This window comes from Thiomonas bhubaneswarensis (assembly GCF_001418255.1).
In the GTDB taxonomy this organism is placed as follows: domain Bacteria; phylum Pseudomonadota; class Gammaproteobacteria; order Burkholderiales; family Burkholderiaceae_C; genus Thiomonas; species Thiomonas bhubaneswarensis.
In genome coordinates this window covers 1-17,628 of sequence record NZ_LIPV01000003.1, presented here as the reverse complement: position 1 = coordinate 17,628, position 17,628 = coordinate 1, and the positions used below count along the sequence as shown (strand labels likewise).

At 64.0% G+C, this 17,628-nt stretch carries 22 protein-coding genes; 6 read left to right on the top strand and 16 right to left on the bottom strand.

Features of this window, described 5'->3' with window-relative positions; translation table 11 throughout:
* Positions 1–3: 3 nt before the first annotated feature.
* From gcl to ASC45_RS04465, 3 genes are all read right to left on the bottom strand, one after another.
* Positions 4–1,758 (bottom strand): glyoxylate carboligase, encoded by a 1,755-nt coding sequence (gene gcl, locus ASC45_RS04475; protein WP_055449850.1) that lies wholly within the window; start codon positions 1,756–1,758, stop codon positions 4–6.
* Between the two features lie 118 nt (positions 1,759–1,876).
* Positions 1,877–2,068 carry a 4-oxalocrotonate tautomerase gene (locus tag ASC45_RS04470; protein ID WP_055449849.1) on the bottom strand — a complete coding sequence of 64 codons (192 nt, stop codon included), beginning with the start codon at positions 2,066–2,068 and terminating at the stop codon, positions 1,877–1,879.
* A 33-nt stretch (positions 2,069–2,101) separates the two neighbouring features.
* Positions 2,102–3,232 (bottom strand): 3-deoxy-7-phosphoheptulonate synthase, encoded by a 1,131-nt coding sequence (locus tag ASC45_RS04465; protein ID WP_055449848.1) that lies wholly within the window; start codon positions 3,230–3,232, stop codon positions 2,102–2,104.
* Between the two features lie 396 nt (positions 3,233–3,628).
* Between ASC45_RS04465 and ASC45_RS04460 the strand changes: the two genes are divergently transcribed.
* The 6 genes from ASC45_RS04460 to rarD all read left to right on the top strand — a co-directional run bounded on the left by ASC45_RS04460 (position 3,629) and on the right by rarD (position 10,289).
* A complete protein-coding gene (locus ASC45_RS04460; RefSeq protein ID WP_055450127.1) occupies positions 3,629–4,888 on the top strand; it encodes an efflux RND transporter periplasmic adaptor subunit in 1,260 nt (419 codons plus the stop codon).
* A 16-nt stretch (positions 4,889–4,904) separates the two neighbouring features.
* Positions 4,905–6,107, top strand: coding sequence for an ABC transporter permease (locus tag ASC45_RS04455; RefSeq protein WP_055449847.1), 1,203 nt, complete (start codon positions 4,905–4,907; stop codon positions 6,105–6,107).
* Between the two features lie 28 nt (positions 6,108–6,135).
* Positions 6,136–6,864 (top strand): ABC transporter ATP-binding protein, encoded by a 729-nt coding sequence (locus tag ASC45_RS04450; protein ID WP_055449846.1) that lies wholly within the window; start codon positions 6,136–6,138, stop codon positions 6,862–6,864.
* 333 nt (positions 6,865–7,197) lie between these two features.
* Entirely contained in the window at positions 7,198–8,097 is a 900-nt protein-coding gene (locus ASC45_RS04445; protein ID WP_245609950.1) for a carbohydrate porin, read from the top strand.
* Between the two features lie 61 nt (positions 8,098–8,158).
* Positions 8,159–9,250, top strand: coding sequence for a redox-regulated ATPase YchF (gene ychF / locus ASC45_RS04440; RefSeq protein ID WP_055449845.1), 1,092 nt, complete (start codon positions 8,159–8,161; stop codon positions 9,248–9,250).
* A gap of 109 nt (positions 9,251–9,359) precedes the next feature.
* Positions 9,360–10,289 (top strand): EamA family transporter RarD, encoded by a 930-nt coding sequence (gene rarD / locus ASC45_RS04435; RefSeq protein WP_055449844.1) that lies wholly within the window; start codon positions 9,360–9,362, stop codon positions 10,287–10,289.
* Between the two features lie 19 nt (positions 10,290–10,308).
* On the opposite strand, the gene ASC45_RS04430 is transcribed toward rarD, so the two are convergent.
* The 13 genes from ASC45_RS04430 to ASC45_RS04370 all read right to left on the bottom strand — a co-directional run.
* Entirely contained in the window at positions 10,309–11,622 is a 1,314-nt protein-coding gene (locus tag ASC45_RS04430; RefSeq protein WP_055449843.1) for a Glu/Leu/Phe/Val family dehydrogenase, read from the bottom strand.
* A 284-nt stretch (positions 11,623–11,906) separates the two neighbouring features.
* A complete protein-coding gene (rpsQ, locus tag ASC45_RS04425; protein WP_055449842.1) occupies positions 11,907–12,173 on the bottom strand; it encodes a 30S ribosomal protein S17 in 267 nt (88 codons plus the stop codon).
* A gap of 3 nt (positions 12,174–12,176) precedes the next feature.
* Complete coding sequence (gene rpmC / locus ASC45_RS04420) at positions 12,177–12,383, bottom strand: 50S ribosomal protein L29 (protein WP_055449841.1); 207 nt, start codon at positions 12,381–12,383, stop codon at positions 12,177–12,179.
* Between the two features lie 10 nt (positions 12,384–12,393).
* Positions 12,394–12,810: a 50S ribosomal protein L16 gene (gene rplP / locus ASC45_RS04415; protein ID WP_055449840.1), complete on the bottom strand. Its 417-nt coding sequence runs from the start codon at positions 12,808–12,810 to the stop codon at positions 12,394–12,396.
* 11 nt (positions 12,811–12,821) lie between these two features.
* Positions 12,822–13,634 carry a 30S ribosomal protein S3 gene (gene rpsC / locus ASC45_RS04410; RefSeq protein WP_055449839.1) on the bottom strand — a complete coding sequence of 271 codons (813 nt, stop codon included), beginning with the start codon at positions 13,632–13,634 and terminating at the stop codon, positions 12,822–12,824.
* 7 nt (positions 13,635–13,641) lie between these two features.
* Positions 13,642–13,971, bottom strand: a complete 330-nt coding sequence (gene rplV, locus ASC45_RS04405; protein ID WP_055449838.1) for a 50S ribosomal protein L22 — start codon at positions 13,969–13,971, stop codon at positions 13,642–13,644.
* A gap of 9 nt (positions 13,972–13,980) precedes the next feature.
* Complete coding sequence (gene rpsS / locus ASC45_RS04400) at positions 13,981–14,256, bottom strand: 30S ribosomal protein S19 (RefSeq protein ID WP_055449837.1); 276 nt, start codon at positions 14,254–14,256, stop codon at positions 13,981–13,983.
* Between the two features lie 10 nt (positions 14,257–14,266).
* Complete coding sequence (gene rplB, locus ASC45_RS04395) at positions 14,267–15,091, bottom strand: 50S ribosomal protein L2 (protein WP_055449836.1); 825 nt, start codon at positions 15,089–15,091, stop codon at positions 14,267–14,269.
* The gene (gene rplW, locus ASC45_RS04390; protein WP_055449835.1) at positions 15,092–15,406 is read right to left on the bottom strand and encodes a 50S ribosomal protein L23; all 315 of its coding nucleotides are present in this window, start codon (positions 15,404–15,406) and stop codon (positions 15,092–15,094) included.
* Positions 15,403–16,023 carry a 50S ribosomal protein L4 gene (gene rplD, locus ASC45_RS04385; RefSeq protein ID WP_055449834.1) on the bottom strand — a complete coding sequence of 207 codons (621 nt, stop codon included), beginning with the start codon at positions 16,021–16,023 and terminating at the stop codon, positions 15,403–15,405. Before rplD ends, rplW begins: the two co-directional genes overlap by 4 nt.
* Positions 16,023–16,685, bottom strand: coding sequence for a 50S ribosomal protein L3 (gene rplC / locus ASC45_RS04380; protein WP_055449833.1), 663 nt, complete (start codon positions 16,683–16,685; stop codon positions 16,023–16,025). The genes rplD and rplC overlap by 1 nt, the downstream gene beginning before the upstream one ends.
* A gap of 196 nt (positions 16,686–16,881) precedes the next feature.
* Positions 16,882–17,193 carry a 30S ribosomal protein S10 gene (rpsJ, locus tag ASC45_RS04375; RefSeq protein WP_055449832.1) on the bottom strand — a complete coding sequence of 104 codons (312 nt, stop codon included), beginning with the start codon at positions 17,191–17,193 and terminating at the stop codon, positions 16,882–16,884.
* Between the two features lie 77 nt (positions 17,194–17,270).
* Positions 17,271–17,628: elongation factor Tu (locus tag ASC45_RS04370; protein ID WP_483855325.1), on the bottom strand; the 358-nt coding region annotated here is incomplete at its 5' end.

Sequence of the window (17,628 nt, the reverse complement as noted above, 5' to 3'; positions counted from 1 at the left end):
GGTTCAGGCCTCGGCGGGTTGCAGGTCGATGACGGGGTCGAATTCGGTGATGGCGTCGATTTCACCACCCATGGCGATGTTCGTCACGCGCTCGAGGATGATTTCGACCACCACCGGCACGGCGTACTCCTTCATCAACTGCCTGGCCTGCGCCAGCGCGGGCTGAATCTGGTTGGGGTCGAACACGCGAATGGCCTTGCAGCCCAGACCTTCGGTCACTTTGACGAAATCGATGCCGTAGCCATTGACCTCGGGCGAATTGACGTTGTCGAAAGAGAGCTGCACGCAGTAGTCCATGTCGAACTGGCGCTGGCCCTGGCGGATCAGTCCGAGATACGAGTTGTTGACCACGATGTGGATGTAGGGCAGCTTGAACTGCGCGCCAACCGCCAGCTCCTCAATGAGGAACTGAAAGTCGTAATCGCCCGAGATCGCCACCACGTCGGCGGTCGGGTCGGCCACGCGCACGCCCAGGGCGGCAGGCATGGTCCAGCCCAGCGGCCCGGCCTGCCCGGCGTTGATCCAGTGGCGCGGTTTTTCCACCTTGAGCAACTGCGCGGCGGCGATCTGCGACAGGCCGATGGTTGTCACATAGCGGGTGTTGGCGTCGAAGAACTCCACCATTTCTTTATAGACGCGGTGGGGCTTGATGGGAATCTGCTCATGGTCCCATTTGCGCAGCATGGTCTGAACCCGCTCGCGGCAGGCCCGCGCCCAGTCGCTGCGGTTCTTGAGCCGGCCCGCAGCCTTGCGCTCGCGTGCGACTTCGATGAACAGATCCAGCGCCGCCCGGGCGTCCGAGGCGATGCCGTAGTCGGGCATGAACACGCGACCGATCTGCGTGGGCTCGATGTCCACATGCACGATCTTGCGGCCACGGGTGTAGACCTCGGGCGAGCCGGTGTGACGATTGGCCCAGCGGTTGCCGATGCCCAGCACGAAATCGGAGGCGAGCAGATTGGCGTTGCCGCCGCGGTGGCTGGTCTGCAGCCCGACCATGCCGCCCATCAGCGGGTGGCTGTCGCCAATCGCCCCCCAGCCCATCAGCGTGGGAATGACCGGCACGCCGGTCAGCTCGGCGAACTGCACCAGCAGATCCGAAGCATCGGCGTTGATGACCCCGCCACCCGCGACGATCAGCGGGCGCTCGGCGGCGTCGAGCATGTCAAGCGCCTTTTCGATCTGGGCGCGTGTGGCCGTGGGCTTGTAGACAGGCAGCGGCGCGTAAGTGTCGATGTCGAACTCGATTTCGGCGAGCTGCACGTCCAGCGGCAGGTCGATCAGCACCGGCCCGGGGCGGCCCGAGCGCATCACATGAAACGCCTGCTGGAACACGCGCGGCACCAGCGCAGGCTCGCGCACGGTGACGGCCCACTTGCACACCGGCTTGGCGATGGACTCGATGTCCACGGCCTGGAAGTCTTCCTTGTACAGCCGCGCGCGCGGCGCCTGGCCGGTGATGCACAGAATGGGAATGGAGTCGGCAATGGCCGAATACAGCCCGGTGATCATGTCAGTGCCCGCCGGGCCCGACGTGCCGATGCACACGCCGATGTTCCCCGGCGCGGTGCGGGTGTAGCCCTCGGCCATGTGCGAGGCGGCCTCGACATGGCGCGCCAGCACATGCGCGATGTGGCCGTTCTGGCGCAGCGCCGAATACAGCGGATTGATCGCGGCACCGGGCACGCCGAAGGCCTGATGCACGCCCTCTTTCTCAAGCACCAGAACTGCGGCGTCCACCGCGCGCATTTTTGCCATGACTGCTTCTCCTTGTTCTTGCCCACGCAGCGAGCGCGAGCCTTGAACCGCAGTCTATTGCGCCAATCATCCGCAGTGAATACCGATCAAGGTCGAATGATTACATCTTTTTTGTTCATTAATCTTTCGGCTCGCTCCAGAGCTTGCCGCCCGTGGCCCAGTGCGACTTGGGCACCTCAAAGAGGATGATGTCCACCGCCTCGGGCGAGCACTTGAGGGTGTCGACCACGGCCTGGGTGATGTTTTCGACGAGCTGCTTTTTCACCTCGGGGCTGCGGCCCTCGAACATGTCGATGCGGATGGCGGGCATGGGATCTCCTGCGAAGAGTTGACGAACCATCGGCTATTTTGCCGCCTTGTGCTTGCGTCGCGCCTTCACGCCATCGGCCAGCACCTGCACCAACTCCACCGAGTCGTCCCACGGCAGGCAGGCGTCGGTGATGCTCTGGCCGTAATGCAGTTTGGCGGGATCGTCCTTGCCCGGCGTGAACTTCTGCGCCCCGCCATGCAGATGGCTCTCGGCCATGACACCGAAAATGCAGCGCTCGCCCGCAGCGAGCTGCGCCGCCACGTCCCGCGCGACATCGAGTTGGCGCATGTGCTGCTTTTCGCTGTTGGCGTGCGAGCAGTCGATCATCAGGCGGCAGTCGAGCTTGGCGTCCTCCAGCGCGTTGCAGGCGGCGCGCACGCTGGCGGCGTCGTAGTTCGGCGTCTTGCCGCCGCGCAGAATGACGTGGGTGTCCTTGTTGCCCCGGGTCTGCACGATGGATACCTGGCCGTTCTTGTGCACCGACAGAAAGGAGTGCGGGCGACGGGCGGCATGAATCGCGTCGATGGCGATGCGCAGACTGCCGTCGGTGCCGTTCTTGAAGCCGATGGGCGCCGACAGCCCCGAAGCCAGCTCGCGGTGCACCTGGCTCTCGGTGGTGCGCGCGCCGATGGCGCCCCAGGAAATGAGGTCGGCGATGTATTGCGGCGAAATCACGTCGAGGAATTCACTGCCCGCGGGCACGCCCAGGCGGTTGATGTCGATCAACACTTCGCGGGCGATGCGCAAGCCTTCGTCGATGCGGAAGCTCTCGTCAAGATAGGGATCGTTGATCAGTCCCTTCCAGCCCACCGTGGTGCGCGGCTTTTCGAAATACACCCGCATCACGATTTCCAGCTCGCCCGCATGCCGCTTGCGCAACACCGCCAGACGCTCGGCGTACTCGAGCGCGGCCTTGGGGTCGTGGATGGAGCAGGGGCCGATGACCAGCAGCAGGCGGTCGTCCTCGCCGTGGATGATGCGATGCAACGCCTGCCGCGTGTCGGCCACCAGGGCTTCCACCGGCGTGTCGGCGATGGGGAAGAAGCGGATGAGATGCTCGGGCGGCGGCAGCGGCACGATCTGCTTGATGCGGGCGTTGTCGGTGCGGGAGGTCTTGTCCTCCTGCGGCTTGTGCAAAGGCTCTGCGGCGGTCTTGGACTGCATCGTCTGCTCTCCTGCAAGCGGGCTGGTGGGGTCGGCTACTGAGGTGTCGAACATGGTGGCTTGGCCGCTGCCCGCCCGAAAAAAAACCGCCGGGCTGGGCCGGCGGTTTCTTGGGGTTTATCGGGGCCGCTAGTCAGCCTCTCCCTCCGCCGGTGCGGTGCGAGAAAAACCAGAAACCAAAAAAATAGGAACGGTTTGCGGTCATGGCTGTCTGCGTGAATGCCCTGCATTGAAGCAGAACGAGCGCGCCCTGGCAAGCTGCCTCGGCATGTGTGGCTGATTTGCGGTCGATCGGCGCGGAGTTTGTTTCAGCGCAAGCGCGCCTGCGCTTGGCCGTACGGCGAGACGCAGATTAGAGCCCGGCTGCTTATGATGCCGACTCGCGTCAAACCTGCCATGCCCACTGTGTCCTCAGCCCACACCTCGGTTCCCCCGTCTTCCCGCCCCGTCTGGCGTCGCCTGCTGTGGATCGTGCTTGCGCTGGCCGTGCTCGGCGCCGTGCTCTGGTGGCGCAGCCGCCCGCCCTTGGTGCCCGGCTACACCGTCGCGGCGCACGATCTGGTGCAGAACGTGGTGGCCACGGGCTACGTCATCACCCCGTCGCGGGTGCAGGTGGCCAGCGAGATCACCGGCACCGTGGTCAAGCGCCTGGTCGATCGCGGCGCGCACGTCAAGGCCGGACAGGTGCTGCTCGAACTGCGCGCCGACCAGACTTCCGCACAGCTCGATCAGGCCAAGGCCGCGCTGAACCAGCTCATCGAACAGTCACGCCCGCAGGCCGCCGCTGCCCTGGCGCAGGCCAAGACCCAGCTTGAACAGGCCGAGCGCGACCTCAAGCGCGCGCAAGGTGTGTTCGAGGCCGGCGGCGGCTCGGCGCAGCAGCTCGAGCAGGCGCAGACGGCGCTGCGCAACGCCCGCCAGCAGCGCGACAGCGCTCAGGCCGCCTACGCCGCGGTCGCTCCGGGTGGCGCGCAACAGCGGGCGCTCGAAGCCGCGGTCAAGGCCGCCAGCGCGGTCAACGCCCGCAACCTCGTGCGCGCCGGTGTCTCGGGCGTCGTGCTGGCGCGCAACGTGGAGGTGGGTGACACCGTCACGCCGGGCCAGTCCTTGTTCACCCTGGCGATGGATGGGCAGACCGAAATCCTGCTGCCGGTCAACGAGCAGAGCATCGGCAATCTGCAGATCGGCCAGCAGGCCCGCTGCGTGGCCGACGCCTACCCCGACCGCAGCTTTGCGGCACAGGTGAGTTTTCTCGCGCCGCAGGTCGATCGCACCACCGGCACGCTGGAGGTGCGCCTGCGCGTGCCCGACCCACCCGCCTGGCTCAAGCAGGACATGACCGTGTCGGCCGACATCGTCACCGCGCGGCGGCAGCATGCGCTGGTGGTCCCCAACGACGCGCTGCGCAACGCGGACGGCAACCAGGCCACCGTGCTGGTGGCGCGCGACGGGCGGGCTCAATCGCAGCAGGTCACGCTCGGTCTGCGCGGCCTGACGCTCTCGCAGGTGCTGTCGGGTCTGCACTCCGGGCAGACCGTGCTGTCGGGCAGCGGCACCACGCCCGGTGAACGAGTGCGCGTGCAGTTGCTGCCGCTGCCGACGGCTGCGGCCAGCGCCGCTTCACCCAGCAACGACCTGCCCATGCCCGGGCGCTGAACCGCCCCCAACGCGCATGCGCCTGTCCTGGAAAATCGCCCTGCAGTTCCTGCGCGATGGTCGCGTACAGTCGCTGCTCATCCTCGTGGGCATCGCCGTGGGCTCGGCGGTGATCGTGTTCATCACGGCGCTGGTCACCGGGCTGCAGGGCAATATCGTCAACCGCACCCTGGGCAGCCAGCCGCAGATCGTGGTCAAGGCGCCTGATCTCGAACCGCTCACCCCGCCGCCCGCGGCGAACACGGTGTATCTCTCCCGCATCGACCCGCGCCCGCAGCGGCTGCGCGGCATCGACAACGCCGCCGCAGTGCTGCACGCCATTCGCGCCATGCCCGACGTGAAAGCCGCCACACCGGTGGTCTCGGGCCCGGCCTTCGCCCAGCGCGGCAACGCGGTGCGCGCGGTGGCCATCATCGGCATCGAGCCAGCCAGCTATGTGCGCATCATCCCCGTCGATACCGACATCGTGGCCGGACAGTTTGCGGTGGGCGCGGAAAAAATTCTGATCGGCTCGCGCCTGGCGTCCGATCTTGGCCTGGCCGTGGGCGACACCTTGCGCCTCACCGGCCCGTCGGGGCAGGCGCAGGCCTTTCGCGTGGCCGGGATTTTCACCATGGGCGTGCGCGACGTGGACGAGCGCCAGGTCTATCTCGGCCTACAACAGGCGCAGACCCTGCTGGGCCTGCCCGGGTCGGTGACCGAAATCGACCTGACGGTGCACGAGCTGTTCAGCGCCCAGGCCATTGCCGCGCGCATCGCTCGCACCTTCGATGTCAAGGCCGAAAGCTGGATGACGACCAACAGCCAGCTCCTCAACGCCCTGCGCTCGCAATCGCTCTCGACCAACATCATTCGCCTGTCCATCGCGCTGTCGGTGGCGCTGGGCATCGCCAGCGTGCTGGCCGTCAGCGTGGTGCAGCGCACACGCGAAATCGGCATCCTGCGCGCCATGGGCGCCACGCGGCTGCGCATGATGACGGTGTTTCTGATTCAGGGCGGGGTGCTGGGGCTGCTGGGGTCGAGCGTGGGCGCGGCGCTGGGCATTTCGCTGGTCTATGTGTTCAACCACGCCGGGCCGCGACTGTTCCCCGTGACGGTCAGCCCGTGGCTGGCGCCGCAGGCCATGCTCATCGCCACGCTCGCGGGCATTCTCGCCGCCTACGCCCCGGCGCGGCGCGCCTCCCACCTCGATCCGGTGGAAGCCATCCGCACGGTCTGACATTCCCGCGCATGTCTGCCCCACGCCCATGACCGACAAGCAAGCCACGCCCGTGCTGCAACTCAGCGGCCTGCGCAAGACCTATGGCCTGGGCACGCCGCTGGAAGTCGAGGTGCTGCACGGCATCGACCTGACTTTGCACAGCGGCGAATTCGCCGCGTTGATCGGGCCGTCCGGCTCGGGCAAAAGCACGCTGCTCAACCTCATCGGCCTGCTCGACACGCCCACCGGCGGCGAAATCCAGGTGCAGGGCCGCCCCACGGCGGCGCTCACCGATGCCGACCGCACCGAGCTGCGCGGACGCACTCTGGGGTTCGTGTTCCAGTTCCACCACCTGATCAACGCTTTTACCGTGCTGGACAACGTGATGATGCCCGCGCTGCTCGGCGGCGCGGTGGCCAGTGAAGCGCTTCGCGCGCGGGCCCTGGATCTGCTGGGCGCGGTGGGGCTGGCGATGCATGCGAACAAGCGCCCTAACGCGCTCTCGGGCGGCCAGCAGCAGCGCGTGGCCATCGCCCGCGCGCTGATGATTCGCCCGCCCATCCTGCTCGCCGACGAGCCCACCGGCAACCTCGACTCGCATTCGGCCGACGAGGTGTTCGCCCTGTTTCGCCACTTCAACCAGACCTTCGGCTGCGCCGTGCTGCTGGTGACGCACGACCCGCGCATCGCCGCGCGCTGCGACCGGGTGCTGGAAATGCTCGATGGTGAACTGGTACGAGACACCGCAGGCATGCAGGCGCCACAAACGCCTTGACGCTCCCAATGCTGACAGCGTAGAGTATCAATCAAGAATCATTCGCAATTGAGAACTCTATGCTGATATCTCTTCGCGCACGGCATGCCATCCGGTGCGCATTCGGAGCTTTGCTCTACTGCGGCATCGTCGTCGCCCTGACCCCGGCGCAGGCCCAGGAAGAAGTCGCTGTCGGTCAACAACTGGCTCCCTACGCCGCGCCGGTGCTGCCGCCGCCCAGCACGACAGTCAACGGGGTGAGCACCACCCTGCACCTCGACGCCGAAACCCTCGGGGTGATCGGCGGCGACGGGCAGCGCGGCGCGGTCTCGCTGGCGGCGTTCCAGGCCAACTTTGGCCTGGAACGCCGCACAGGCCGGCTGGTGGCGCGGCGGGCAATTCGACCTGATGTTGGTGGGTCTGCGCGGCAGCGGCAACCTGCAGACGCGCAGCGGCGACCTGCAATTGCCGAGCAATCTCTGGGCGCCCAACTTCCTGCGCGTCTATCAGGCCACCTACCGGCAGGACTTCGGCCCGACGTTCCTGCAAGTCGGCGTCCAGGACATGAACAACACCTTCGACGTCACCGACGTCGCAGGGCATCTGCACAATGCTTCGTTCGGCATCTCGCCCACCCTCACTGGCAACGCCAATATCGCCACCTATCCCAACCCCGGTCTGGGGGCATTCGGCGGGGTCGATCTGGGCGGGGGTGCCAGTGTGCAGGCGGGTCTGTGGCAGGCCGATCCGCCCGGAATGCAGGGTGCGCTGCGCCGGGGCGCACTGGCGATTGCCGAATACGATCAGACTTGGGGGAGTGACGCGCAAGGCCCCAGCACCACGCTCAAATTCGGCGCCTGGCATCAGCACAACAGCCCCGACGGCAGTAGCGCCGACGGCAGCGGGATCTATGGCATCGGCCAATGGGCCTGGAAGGGCGCAGACCAGCGCCAGTGGGGCAGTTTCGTGCAATTCGGCTACTCGCCTGCCGCGCCAAATGTGATCCGCAGTTATGTCGGCGGTGGGGTGCGGGTCGAGGGCTTGCTTCCCGCACGACCGAGCGATGTGCTGACCGTGGGCGTTGCGCGCGCCGCGCCGGTCGGAATGCTGGCCGAAACCGTTGTCGAGGCAGTGTATTCGCTGCGTCTGGCACGCCACCTCTACCTGCAGCCCGATCTGCAGCATGTGCGAAACCCCGGCGGCATACCGGGTCGTCAATGGGTCGCGGGCCTGCGGTTGCACCTCGAACAGTGAAGGCCGGGGCTTAAAATGAGTGATTGCGCTCGCTTGGCGCCCCCTCTCACACCCACCCACCATGAGCCTGAAATGCGGCATCGTGGGCCTGCCCAACGTGGGCAAGTCCACCCTCTTCAATGCGCTGACCCAAAGCGCCATTCCGGCAGAAAACTACCCCTTCTGCACCATTGAGCCCAACACCGGCATCGTCGAACTGCCTGACCCGCGGCTCGATCAGTTGGCCGCCATCGTCAAGCCCCAGCGCGTCATTCCCGCTGTGGTCGAGTTTGTCGATATCGCCGGGCTCGTGGCCGGGGCCAGCCAGGGCGAGGGGCTGGGCAATCAGTTTCTGGCCCACATCCGCGAGACCGATGCCATCATCAACGTGGTGCGCTGCTTTGAAGACCCGAATGTGATTCACGTCGCTGGACGGGTCGATCCAATTTCCGACATCGCGGTGATCCAGACCGAGTTGTGCCTGGCCGACCTGGGCACGGCCGAGAAAAGTCTGCACCGCATGAATAAGCAGGCACGCGCCGGAGACAAGGACGCCAAGCGCGTGGCCGATCTGCTCGAACGCATCATTCCTGCGCTCAACGAGGCGCGTCCGGTGCGCGCACTGGGCTTGAGCGCAGAAGAGCTTGCCCTGATCGCACCGCTGTGCCTAATCACCGCCAAGCCTGCGATGTTCGTCGGCAACGTCATGGAGGACGGGTTCGAGAACAACCCCCACCTGGACCGGCTGCGCGAGTATGCGGCCAAGGAGAATGCACCGGTCGTGGCTATCTGCGCCAAGCTCGAGAGCGAACTCGCCGGGCTCGATGCCGAAGAAAAGCAGCCTTTCCTCGCCGATCTCGGCCTGGAAGAGCCCGGCCTGAATCGCCTGATCCGCGCCGCGTTCAAGCTGCTCGGGCTACAGACCTACTTCACCGCAGGCGTCAAGGAAGTGAGAGCCTGGACGGTGCGCATCGGCGCCACGGCCCCGCAGGCCGCCGCTGTGATCCACACCGATTTCGAGCGCGGTTTCATCCGCGCCCAGACCATCGCCTTCGACGACTTCATTCACTACGGCGGCGAACAAGGCGCCAAGGACGCGGGCAAGATGCGCGCCGAAGGCAAGGACTACATCGTCAAGGATGGCGATGTGCTGCACTTCCTATTCAACGTCTGACCTCGGCCCCAGCGCAGCAGAAATCTGCGCCGCCAGTTAAAGTGAGCGGTTCGGCCTTCGCACCTCGCACGAGGCGGCAAGGGCATCAAACCAAAAAACGACCGTTCACATGAATTCCGGCATCGTCTACGCCCTGGCGGCGTATGTCATCTGGGGGCTGTTTCCGCTGTATTTCAAGGCGCTGGAACAGATCCCGTCCTTGCAGATTCTGGCCCACCGCATGGCGTGGTCGCTGCTGTTCGTGGCGCTGCTGCTGATCGTGCTCAAGCGCTGGGCATGGATCAGGGTCTTGCGCGAGCAACCGGCCGTGCTGGCGCGGTTCGCGCTCAGCGCCGTGTTGTTGTCGGCCAATTGGGGCATCTACATCTGGTCGGTCAACAGCAACCATGTGGTAGACGCGAGCCTGGGCTATTACATCAATCCCCTGGTCAACGTGGCTCTGGGCTCGGTGCTGCTTCACGAGCGCCTTCGCCGCATGCAGTGGATCGCGCTGCTGATCGCCGCGGTGGGGGTGAGCAGCATGGCTCTTGAACTCGGGCATGTACCCTGGATCAGCCTCAGCCTGGCTTTGACCTTCGGCGGCTATGCGCTGTTGCGCAAGACCGCACCGCTCGGCGCCCTTGAGGGGCTGGCAGTGGAGACGGCGGTGCTGTTCCCAGTGGCCGCGAGCTATCTGTTCTGGCTGAGCATGCACGGCAGCAATGCCTTCGCCTCGGCCGATCTGTCCACCCAGGCGCTGTTGGTGGCAGCAGGCCCGGTCACCACCATCCCGCTGCTGCTGTTTGCCGCTGGAGCCCGGCGGATGTCGATGACCCTGCTGGGCGTGTTGCAGTACATCACACCCAGCCTGCAACTTGCACTGGGCGTGTTGCTCTATCACGAGCCCTTCGCCACCGCGAAGGTGATCGGCTTCGGATTGGTCTGGTTGGGGCTGGCGGTATTTCTCATCGACGGCCTGCGGGTGGCCTGGGCTCGGCCCGTGCTGAAGGCCGCGCCCGGCATGGGAGAGACCGCGGCAGCTTCGTCGTCCAGGCTATGATCGCGCCCGCCGGATCGCCTCAGGGATAGAGCCCGCGCTCTTCCCGTGCCTGCAACACGCGTTCGCAAGCCACCGCGAACGCGGCCGTGCGCAGACTGATCTTGAGCTGTTCGGACGTGTCCCAGATGCGGGCAAAGGCATTGCCCAGAATCTTGTCCAGCCTGGCGTTGATGTCGTCCTCGTCCCAGAAGAAGCTCGAGAAATCCTGCACCCACTCGAAGTACGACACCGTGACCCCACCGGCGTTGCAGATGACGTCCGGCACGACCAGGATGCCCCGGCTGGCGAAGACATCGTCGGCCGCGGGCAGCGTGGGCCCGTTGGCGCCCTCCAGAATCACCTTGGCCGTGGTCTTGCGGGCGCGCTCGGCCGTGAGTTGCCCCTCCAACGCCGCCGGAATCAGCACATCGCAGCGCACCTCCCAGAAATCCTCGTTGCGGGCGCTTTGAGCACCCGGAAATCCGGCAACCCCGCCATGACGTTCGACATGCGCTTGCAGGGCGCCGATGTCGAGGCCTTTTTCCTCGATGATGGTGCCCGTGTGGTCCTGAACCGCCACGATGTGCGCGCCCGTGGCGGCGAACAGTTCGGCCGCAGTGCCTCCCACATTGCCGAACCCCTGCACCGCGATACGCAGGCCCTTGATCTCATGGCCGAGCCGTCGCAGCGCCTCTCGGCCGGTCACGAACACGCCGCGCCCCGTGGCCTTGACCCGACCGAGCGAACCTCCGAGCGGTATGGGCTTACCCGTGACGACACCCGTGGCCGTGGCCCCGACGTTCATCGAATAGGTGTCCATCATCCACGCCATGATCTGTCCGTTGGTGTTGACGTCCGGCGCAGGAATGTCCTGCTGCGGCCCGATGATGATGCCGATCTCGCTGGTATAGCGGCGAGTCAGGCGTTCCAGTTCCTTGTGAGAGAGCTCCGACGGCGTCACCCTTATGCCGCCCTTTGCGCCACCATACGGAAGACCGACAGCGGCATTCTTGATCGTCATCCAGGCTGATAGCGCCATCACCTCTTCCAGCGTGACGTTGGGGTGATAGCGCACCCCGCCCTTGCCCGGCCCGCGTGACAGGTTGTGCTGCACCCGATAACCCTCGAAGTGCCGTACCGAGCCGTCGTCCATCTCGATGGGCACATCGACAATGAGTGCGCGCTTCGGGCGCTTGAGCGTTTCGCCCCAGCGCGCGAGATGGCCCAGATGCGGCAGGACGCGGTCGACCTGGGCAAGATAGGTCAGCCAGGGACTGTCGGCTTCGGGGTGGATGTAGGACAGTGAGCACGTGGGCGAGGTTGCCGCGGCCGCGGTGGATGCTGAGGCTTTCATTGCGTCTCCATTCGAGTGTTGTGATGCGCCGTATCGCACAAGGCCTTGTAATACCTTGACGCGGGCAGGGCGTTGTGTGCCCTGCTGATACTGTAGTCGCTCACACTCATGACGGCCTCCGGTGGGCCGTATGCGTTGGAAAGACCTGAAAGCAATCCTGACAGGTTCAGACTCGTCTCAGGCAAAAAGCCCATCGCCCGCTTGCCCCACATGACTGTGGCACAAACGGGCGATGGGCTTCGATGCTTCAGCGATCAGATGCGAATAGATCGGAACAGAAGCAATCAGATGACTTGACCCTTGGTGATCAGGCGGCTGACAACCCACGACTTGGTCTTGGAGATCGGACGCGACTCGGCGATCTCGACCACGTCGTTGAGGTGATATTGACCTGATTCGTCATGCGCGCTGTATTTCTTCGAGCGCGCAATGAACTTGCCATAGATCGGGTGCTGGATGCGACGCTCGACCAGAACGGTCACCGTCTTCTGACGCTTGTCACTGACCACGCGGCCGACCAGCGTGCGCTGGACTTTCTTTTGTTCAGTCATGGCTTAACCCTTGGCCTTCTTTTCTTGAATCAGGGTACGAACCCGCGCGATGGCACGCTTGGTGTTGCCAAGCTGGCTCGTGTTCTGAAGCTGCTGAGTGCCCTTCTGCATGCGCAGATTGAAGTGAGCCTTGAGCAGACTGTCGAGTTCGGTCTGCAGCGCAGGAATGTCCTTGGCGCGCAGTTCGGTGAGTTGAGCGGTGGATTTCATATCGCTCTCCTTAAGCGCCGATCTGGCGCGAGACAAAGGTGGTGCGGAAAGGCAGCTTGGCCGCGGCGAGCTCGAAAGCCTCGCGCGCGATGGCCTCGGGCACACCCTCGATTTCGTAAAGCACACGGCCCGGTTGAATTTCCGAAACGTAGTACTCGGGGTTGCCCTTGCCGTTACCCATGCGCACCTCGGCAGGCTTGATGGAAATCGGCTTGTCCGGGAACACCCGAATCCAGATGCGGCCGCCACGCTTGACGTGACGGGAGATCGCGCGACGGGCCGATTCGATCTGGCGTGCGGTGATACGACCACGGGTGGTCGCCTTCAGGCCGAACTCACCGAAGGCCACGGTGGCGCCGCGTGTGGCCAGGCCCGTGTTGCGGCCCTTCTGCTCCTTGCGGTATTTGCGACGAGCGGGTTGTAGCATGAATTCTCTCCTTAAGCGCCGGTCGCACCACCGGACTGAGCCGGTTTGCGTACGCGCTTGACTGCAACGGATTTTTCGCCATCGGCAGACGGCGCGGCGCGGCGGGCACCCGACGGGCGGGCTGTGCCGGGGCGGCGGCTGCGCCGATCTTCTTCAGGCGCGGCGGGCTCGGCCTTGGCCGGAACGACGGCTCCCTTGCCTGGGGTGTCGCCCTTGTAAACCCACACCTTCACGCCGATGACACCATAGGTGGTCTTGGCTTCGGACGTCGCGTAATCGATGTTCGCACGCAGCGTCTGCAGCGGCACACGGCCTTCGCGATACCACTCGGTACGCGCAATTTCGATGCCGTTGAGTCGCCCCGCCGACATGATCTTGATGCCCTGCGCGCCCATGCGCATGGCGTTCTGCATCGCGCGTTTCATGGCGCGGCGGAACTGGATGCGCTTTTCGAGCTGCTGGGTGATGGAGTCGGCAATCAGCTGGGCATCGATCTCGGGCTTGCGCACTTCTTCGATGTCCACTGCGACCGGCACGCCCAGACGCTTGGTGAGTTCGGCCTTCAGGTTTTCGATGTCCTCGCCCTTCTTGCCGATCACCACACCGGGGCGGGCGCTGTAAATGGTGATGCGGGCATTCTTGGCCGGGCGCTCGATGAGCACGCGCGACACCGAGGCATTCTTCAGACGCTTGGCCAGGTACTCGCGGACCATGATGTCTTCGCTGAGCATCTTGGCGTACTGGGTGCTCGGTGCATACCAGCGCGAAGCCCAGCCACGGGTGACGGCGAGGCGGAAGCCGGTCGGATGAATTTTCTGTCCCATAGCGTCCTCAGTTCCCGACTTGAATGTAGATATGGCAGGTGGGCTTGCTGATGCGATTGCCACGGCCCTTGGCGCGCGCACTGAAGCGCTTGAGGGTCGAGCCCTCTTCCACCATGATCTTGGTCACTTTCAGTTCGTCCACATCGGCGCCATCGTTGTGCTCGGCGTTGGCGATGGCCGACTCCAGCACTTTCTTGATGATGCCCGAGGCCTTCTTGGGCGAGAACTCCAGGATGTTCAAAGCGGAGTCCACTTTCTTACCGCGGATCAGGTCCGCCACCAGTCGGCCCTTCTGAGCCGAGAGGCGAACGCCGCGTAGGGTTGCACGAGTTTCCATGTGTCTGCCTTACTTCTTCGCCTTTTTGTCGGCGGGATGTCCTTTGAATGTCCGCGTCAGCGCGAATTCGCCAAGCTTGTGGCCCACCATCTGGTCGGACACATAGACCGGGACATGCTGTTTGCCGTTGTGCACGGCGATCGTCAGGCCGATGAATTCGGGCAGGATGGTGGAACGACGCGACCAGGTCTTGACCGGGCGCTTGTCCTTGGTGCTGACGGCAGCTTCGACCTTCTTCAGCAGATGCTGGTCGCAGAACGGACCTTTTTTGAGTGAGCGAGCCATGTGCTATCCCTTACTTCTTACGGCGCGACACGATCATGTTCTGCGTGCGCTTGTTGTTGCGGGTGCGATAACCCTTGGTCGGCGTGCCCCACGGGCTGACCGCCACGCGGCCTTCACCCGTCTTGCCTTCACCACCACCATGCGGGTGATCGATCGGGTTCATGGCGACACCGCGCACCGTCGGTCGAATGCCCTTCCAGCGGATGGCGCCGGCCTTGCCGTACTGGCGCAGGTTGTGCTCTTCATTGCTGACCTCGCCCAGCGTGGCGCGGCAGTCGATGTGAATGCGGCGCACTTCACCCGAGCGCATGCGCACCTGGGCGTGGATGCCCTCGCGAGCCAGCAGCACGGCAGAGGCGCCTGCGGAGCGGGCGATCTGCGCGCCCTTGCCCGGCTGCATCTCGATGCAGTGAATCGTCGAGCCCACCGGAATGTTCCGGATCGGCAACGCATTGCCGGCACGGATCGGCGCCTCGGACCCGCTCATCAGCGTGGCACCCACCTCGAGATTGCGCGGTGCGATGATATAGCGGCGCTCGCCATCGGCGTAGCAGACCAACGCGATGTGAGCGGTACGGTTCGGGTCGTACTCGATGCGCTCGACCTTGGCCGGAATGCCGTCCTTGTCGCGGCGGAAGTCGACCACACGGTAATGGTGCTTGTGTCCACCGCCGCGATGGCGCGTGGTGATGTGACCATTGTTGTTGCGGCCAGCCTTCTGGAATTGCGGCTCGAGCAGCGAACGCTCGGGTTCGCCCTTGTACAGGTGCGGGTGCGAGACCTTGACGACGGCGCGACGACCAGCCGAGGTCGGTTTGACTTTGACGACGGGCATTTAGACACCCTCCTGCGCGAAATTCAGCTCTTGTCCCGCCTTCAGGCAGACATAGGCCTTCTTGACATGATTGCGACGGCCCGTGCCACGTGCGGTGCGCTTGACCTTGCCCTTGATGTTGGCGACCTGTACCGACTCGACGTCTACCTTGAACAGCAGCTCGACAGCAGCCTTGATCTCGGGTTTAGTCGCGTCACGCAAGACGCGAAACACCACCTGATTACGCTTTTCAGCAACCAGGGTAGCCTTTTCGGAAATGACCGGCGCACTGAGCACCTGCATCAGGCGCTGCGGATTGAGAACGGCTTGCGTCATGACAGCATCTCCTGAAGTTGGCTGACAGCGCCCTTGGTCATCACGACCTTTTTGTAGAACAGCAGGGACAGCGGATCGGCGTAGCGCGGCTCGACCACCAGAACATTCGGCAGATTGCGCGCGGCGAGGAACAGATTCTCATCCGCGCCCTCGGCGATGATCATCACCGAATCCAGCCCCATAGCCTTGCACTTCTCGGCCACGAGCTTGGTCTTCGGAGCATCGACGGTGAAGCTGTCGACCACCACGAGACGACCTTCACGGGCGAGCTGCGAGAACAGCGAACGCATACCGGCACGGTAAGCCTTCTTGTTGACCTTGTGCGTGAAGTTTTCGTCAGGCGAATTCGGGAAAATCTTGCCGCCCCCGCGCCACAGCGGCGACGAGGTCATACCGGCGCGTGCGCGGCCAGTACCCTTTTGCTTCCAGGGCTTGCGTGTCGAGTGCTTGACCACCGCACGGTCCTTTTGGGCGCGATTGCCCAGACGCGCATTGGCCTGGTAGGCAATGACGATCTGGTGCACCAGATCTTCGTTGAAGTCACGGCCGAAGACTTCCGGGCTGACATCAAATTTTTCCGCAGGCTGACCCTGCGCATTCAGAAAATCGAGCTGCATCACTGACCTCCTGCCGCAGACTTGACCGCGGGACGCAGAAACACAAAGCCAGAACGCGCACCCGGCACCGCACCCTTGACCAGAATGAGTTGGCGGGCCTCGTCGATACGGACCACTTCCAGGTTTTGCACGGTCACGGTTTCGTTGCCCAGTTGACCGGCCATGCGCTTGCCGGGGAAGACGCGCCCGGGATCCTGCGCCATACCGATGGAGCCCGGCGCACGCGTGGTGACCGAGTTACCGTGCGAGGCGCGATTGGACGAGAAATTGTGGCGCTTGATCGAACCGGCAAAACCCTTGCCGATCGAGATGCCTTGCGCATCCACCATCTGCCCCACCTGGAACAGCGAGGCCGGCACGGTTGAACCCGGCGCGTATGCAGCCGCCTTGTCGGCAGGCAGATCAAATTCCTTGAGGATTTCAGCCGGCTCCACGCCAGCCTTGGCCAAGTGGCCGGCCTGACCCTTGGTCAGACGTGACGGCTTGCGAGAACCGAAAGCCACCTGAACGGCACTATAGCCATCCACCTCTTGCGTGCGCACCTGCGACACCCGATTGCCGGACGCATCCAGCACGGTGACGGCGATGGACTCCCCATCGTCGGTGAACACACGCGTCATTCCGACCTTGCGCGTGACAAGGCCCATTGAATGTGAGCTCATTGTTTTCTCCTACCTGGCTACGATTGGCCAGGCCCGTAAGTTATCAAATGACCCCAGTTTTACTGGCGTCTACTGCTCATCGCCGCCCAGGCTAACACCTGGGTCAGGCCACCCTTTTCAGATAGCCATGGAGCTGATCCAAAAGGAAAGCCTTAAATCATACATCACGCGCCTTGCGTTCCGCAAGGCGAAAGGCTCACTGCAGTTTGATTTCGACGTCAACGCCAGCAGGCAGATCAAGCTTCATCAGCGCATCGACCGTCTTGTCCGTCGGGTCAACGATATCCATGAGGCGCAGATGAGTGCGAATTTCGAGCTGATCGCGCGAAGTCTTGTTGACGTGCGGCGAACGCAGAATGTCGAAGCGCTGAAGGCGCGTGGGCATCGGCACCGGCCCTTTGACGATAGCTCCGGTACGCTTGGCCGTATCGACAATTTCCATCGCAGACTGGTCGATCAGCTTGTAATCGAAGGCTTTCAGACGAATACGGATTTTTTGGTTTTGCATGATGATCTCTTCAAAGAGCGAAAACCGACACCGTAGGTCAAGATGCCAAACGGTGTCGGCTGTTTGTGTTGGACGATTTACTCGATGATCTTCGCCACCACCCCGGCGCCGACGGTGCGGCCACCTTCGCGGATGGCAAAGCGCAGGCCTTCTTCCATGGCGATGGGGGCGATCAGCTTGACGGTGATGCTCACGTTGTCGCCGGGCATGACCATTTCCTTGTCCTTGGGCAGCTCCACGGCACCGGTGACGTCGGTGGTGCGGAAGTAGAACTGGGGACGGTAGTTGTTGAAGAAGGGGGTGTGGCGGCCGCCTTCGTCTTTTGAGAGGACGTAGATCTCGGCGGTGAAGTGGGTGTGGGGCTTGACGGAGCCGGGCTTGCACAGCACCTGGCCGCGCTCGACGTCTTCACGCTTGGTGCCGCGCAGCAGAATG